This window comes from Desulfomarina sp. (genome assembly GCF_054039375.1).
In genome coordinates this window covers 1-4,267 of record NZ_JBPLBA010000181.1, presented here as the reverse complement: position 1 = coordinate 4,267, position 4,267 = coordinate 1, and the positions used below count along the sequence as shown (strand labels likewise).

Sequence of the window (4,267 nt, the reverse complement as noted above, 5' to 3'; positions counted from 1 at the left end):
AGTGCCCGAAAATATTTTTCAGATGGAAATTGATGATTTTACAGGCAGGACTTTCCCAGTAACTGGTCACAGGGGTAGCAATCATATCCAACCTATGCGGACAAAAGAGACCGTGAAAAGCTGGGGTGCCTGTGAGCAATTACCTTTCCCATCCGTGTTCTGTCCGCCTGTAATCCTGAAAATAAGAGATGCCACCCACACCGGCAGAAAATACCTCCATGAAAACGAGCTTGCAAGGCTGGACAGCTACAGACTCCGCAAACGCCGCCTGGAATTTTTCACCGGCAGAATCTGTGCTAAACAAGCCGTTTCATCTTATCTCCGTCTCAATGGGCTCCCGTCGTTTTCTGGAAAAAATACAGAAATTGTCACTCTTAAGAACGGATGTCCCCTCGTCCGCTTTCACCCGGCCGGTGATTTCGTTGCCCCCCATGTTTCCATCAGCCACAGCAAAGAACTGGCGGCGGCCATGGCCTCTTCCTGCCCCTGTGGAATCGACCTGCAGAAAATTGACAACAAACTCCTGAGAGTAAAAGAAAAGTTCTGCTCAGAACAGGAACAAAAACTCGTCTCCGGAAGCAAAACAGAAGATGACCCGGAAGCCCTCGCCCTTCTCTGGTGTGCCAAAGAGGCGATACAGAAGAGATTCGGCCATGACACCATGCCGGTTTTTTCCGAAATCCGTCTGCAAAAGAATGCTCGAAAAAAAAACAGTACCTGTCACTGGTGGAGACTGGAATTCTCCCTGCCGGAAAAGTATCATTCCGGAAGAGTTGTTGCTGTCGCCGCAACGGCTTTCGCCGGATATGGACTTGCCATAACTGCCAGTACAAAGGAGGTCAATTATGCCGGAACTCCCGGAAGTTGAAGTCATATGCCGGGGAATACGCCCTCTCATTCTGGGAAGATCCGTTAAGAAAATCTGGCGCAGCGGAAAAAAACTGCGTTCAGACGTTCCTGTTGCTCAGTTGAACGATGCGTTATGCGGCGCCACGATTGTCAGGGTAACACGGCGAGCCAAATATCTTCTTGTTCATTTCCGTTCTTCGGTTTTGCTCATTTTTCATTTCGGTATGACCGGCAATCTCGGTATTTTTGACCCACGAAAGCCACCGGCCAGACATGATCATCTCCGGCTCCTTTTCGATAATAACACCGAACTGCGCTTCAACGACACCCGGCGGTTTGGAAGCATTCATCTTTTTCATGGCCTGACAACCAGTGAACTGGAAAGTACATTTTTCAAAACCACCGGCCCTGAACCTTTTTCAGCGGACTTTACCCCCGAATACCTGCACACCCTTGCCCGAAAAAGAAAAATGGTGGTCAAATCCTTTATAATGACAAACCGGGTAGTCGCCGGTATCGGTAATATTTATGCCAACGAGAGCCTGTTCCTGGCAGGGATTCACCCGGCCGATAAAATCGACGCACTGTCCCTGGAGCAGTGGGAAGTGCTGACCGGAAAACTTCGCTCGGTGCTTGAAAATGGTATCGAATGCGGCGGCTCCACCATCAGTGATTTTGTCAATGCCGGTCAGGAGAGCGGTTATTTCCAGATGAATTTCAAAGTATACGGGCGGGCCGGACAAAAATGCTTCTCCTGCGGCAGCCTGATTGAAAAACAAACTATTGGCGGGCGGGCCAGTTTTTACTGCCCCGCATGTCAACGCCCTGAATAGCATTAATAATATTTAAAAATCAAAGAGTTAATAGCACCGATTCAGGTCAAACAAATTTCGACCAGCTCCCCTTTCCTGAAAAACGACTGTCCTGCGGATAACATTATATAGCAATCGGGCGCTTCACCACTGCCTGCCCTTCGCACATAACACCTGCCGTCGTTTAACTCCATTATACCATCCTTAAAACAGAGCAGATCAGCACGTTTTACCGCAATATCATGAGCAAGGTACGCAGTCGTTTTTTCCGGCAACTCCGCCTTCAACCCCTGCATTGCAAAAACAACAGGCATAACCAGCAGGTTAAAAAGGGTCTGTACCGCGTAGGGCGGTCCCGGCAGTCCAAAAAACAGGGTTTTCCCGAGAGTACCGAATAGAACCGATTTTCCCGGTCGCATTCCCAGTTCCGTAAAGATCAGGTTGCCGCCTGCCGCAAGAAACAACTTCTCGACAAGATCATATTTCCCCGGCCCCATTCCGCCGGTACTGATCAATACATCAACATCACTGTTTTTTGCTTCAAGAAGACATTCCAGCAAATTCTGCCTGTTATCGGGAATAATGCCAAAATCCCTGGATAAAATGGAAAGCGAATCCAGAAGCCCTCTAAGCAACACAGAATTTGATGATATTTTTTGACCATTCGCCAGCGCCCCTTCGTTCAGATGCCTCAATTCACTCCCCGTGCAGAAAAAACCGACAACGGGTAGAGTGGCGACCTCAATTTTCTGAACACCGCAGGATGCCAGGTGAGCAAGATGCCATGCCTGCAGACGAACTCCCCGATCAAGAAGAAGATCTCCTGCTGAGACATCAGCTCCTTTTTTACGAATATAAGGATTCCTGGACAGCATTGATTTTTTCACAAGGAGATATCCATCTGCTTCCCTGCAATTTTCATGGGGAATAACCCTGGAACTGCCCTCAGGAACACAACCACCAGTCATGATCCGGCAACTGGTCCCCGGCACCAGTACTTTCCCGTAGGGACTGCCGGCCGGAATTTCACCACTGATCCGATATCGCTGAACAGATTCGCCGAGTTCTCTGGTTTCAGCAATCACGTAACCATCACGGGTCGATTCATCAAACAGAGGGCGTGGACGGGAAGCGATAACCGGAACAGAGCTGACCCGCCCCAGTCCATGCTCAAGCCTTGTCTCCTCGGAGGACATCGGCTTTATGGCATGAAAAAGTGTTTTTAACACTTCGCAATAACAACTTTTATTGTTTTTTCCATCGTTCATACGGGAAAAGTACATTCTTTTTCAAAAAAAATCCTGAAAAATAATTCCACTGACCTTGACTTTTCGAGGTTAGATCTGATAGCATTTACTTAAGTTGTGTTCCCTCCCCTTTCCGCTTTTCCACAAATGCGGAAAATACTTCCGGTTTCTCAAAATTAATCCTTTTTTTTGTGAGAAAAATTATACAATCCCTTATTTTTATACAGCAGACATAAAATAACGGCCATCCTGAAAAACAAGGTAATATATTAATTTTACTGAATTATTCTATATAGGTATTTCCACCTATCAATTTCCTGATTCATCTCCTTTCTTATTGTCAACCGTTGATTGCATTGTGTTACAGACATACAACCTGCAATCAATCGGCATACCACAGAGTGACATACCAGCTTTCAAGAGGAAATAAACATCTCAATTGGCATATATCTTGCTAAATGTTCTTTCAAGGAGACATATAGAAGGTTAAATTTTCAACGGGCTCCTTAAAAAAACTGGGGGGGCTTTTCTAAGTCTATGAAGGTTTGTTAATTATTTATTCCATGGAGAGAGAAATGAAAAAGATTGTTTTTAAAAAACCGCTTTTAACCATAATTGCTTTGGGATTTATGGCGAGCAGTGCTTACGCAGACCCCATAAACGCAATTGTTGATCCACTTCCTCCTGGATATGGATCTGAACCAAGTGTAACAAGTTTGCTGCCGCCAGGATTAGATCCAATTGGTGACCAAACCGGACAGGCATTGTGGACACAAACAGATGTTGGAATACCCGGAAGCACACCAACCACTTCACTTTTCGAGCTTGCTTATCATGGTGGAAATGGATTTTTTGGGATTTATGATCCGAACGGAGGAGAAGAATTCCTGTTTGATGTTGGAAGCAGCACTACAGGAAATACACAGGTTACATTTGGCTTCAACGGAGGACAATTGGTAGTTAACAGCTCCAATATTGTTGGTGCAACTGACTGGTCTGGTGTGTTTGGCATTTTTTTCCAGGATACGAGCGGCAATACATATTCAGAAGACAGTAAAAACGGTACCTCCAAAATGCTGACATGGGCACTTCCTTCTGGTGTTTATGGTTCAGATGGCAATGACGACTGGTTGCTCGCTTTTGATCGCCATGATGGCCCGGTTGACTATAATGATGCACTTGCAGTACTGAAAGATGCTTCTCCAGTGCCCGAACCGGCCACCATGATGCTCTTCGGAACCGGCCTGCTTGGCCTTGCCGGAATATCCAGAAGAAGGAAGTCCAAAAAATAATCTCGTCAAACAATACGTTGTGTGTCAGATAATAACTTTGAACACAACTGAATGATGCAAGATAAGC

4 protein-coding genes are annotated in these 4,267 nt (G+C 46.1%); 3 read left to right on the top strand and 1 reads right to left on the bottom strand.

Annotated features, from left to right (window positions below; all coding sequences use genetic code 11):
* A partial coding sequence (locus ACXLDX_RS10690) for a 4'-phosphopantetheinyl transferase family protein (protein ID WP_457577172.1) occupies positions 1-868 on the top strand: 868 nt, incomplete at its 5' end.
* Positions 846-1,682: a bifunctional DNA-formamidopyrimidine glycosylase/DNA-(apurinic or apyrimidinic site) lyase gene (gene mutM / locus ACXLDX_RS10685; RefSeq protein ID WP_457577171.1), complete on the top strand. Its 837-nt coding sequence runs from the start codon at positions 846-848 to the stop codon at positions 1,680-1,682. The genes ACXLDX_RS10690 and mutM, both read left to right, overlap by 23 nt.
* A gap of 41 nt (positions 1,683-1,723) precedes the next feature.
* On the opposite strand, the gene ACXLDX_RS10680 is transcribed toward mutM, so the two are convergent.
* Complete coding sequence (locus ACXLDX_RS10680) at positions 1,724-2,929, bottom strand: molybdopterin molybdotransferase MoeA (protein ID WP_457577170.1); 1,206 nt, start codon at positions 2,927-2,929, stop codon at positions 1,724-1,726.
* 554 nt (positions 2,930-3,483) lie between these two features.
* Between ACXLDX_RS10680 and ACXLDX_RS10675 the strand changes: the two genes are divergently transcribed.
* Positions 3,484-4,200: a PEP-CTERM sorting domain-containing protein gene (locus ACXLDX_RS10675; RefSeq protein ID WP_457577169.1), complete on the top strand. Its 717-nt coding sequence runs from the start codon at positions 3,484-3,486 to the stop codon at positions 4,198-4,200.
* The last annotated feature ends 67 nt before the right edge of the window (positions 4,201-4,267 follow it).

Excerpts from the sequence above, each read along its gene's own strand:
- ACXLDX_RS10680 (WP_457577170.1), bottom strand. The coding sequence starts at position 2,929 with ATGAACGATGGAAAAAACAATAAAAGTTGTTATTGCGAAGTGTTAAAA.
- ACXLDX_RS10675 (WP_457577169.1), top strand. The coding sequence starts at position 3,484 with ATGAAAAAGATTGTTTTTAAAAAACCGCTTTTAACCATAATTGCTTTG.
- mutM (WP_457577171.1), top strand. The coding sequence starts at position 846 with ATGCCGGAACTCCCGGAAGTTGAAGTCATATGCCGGGGAATACGCCCT.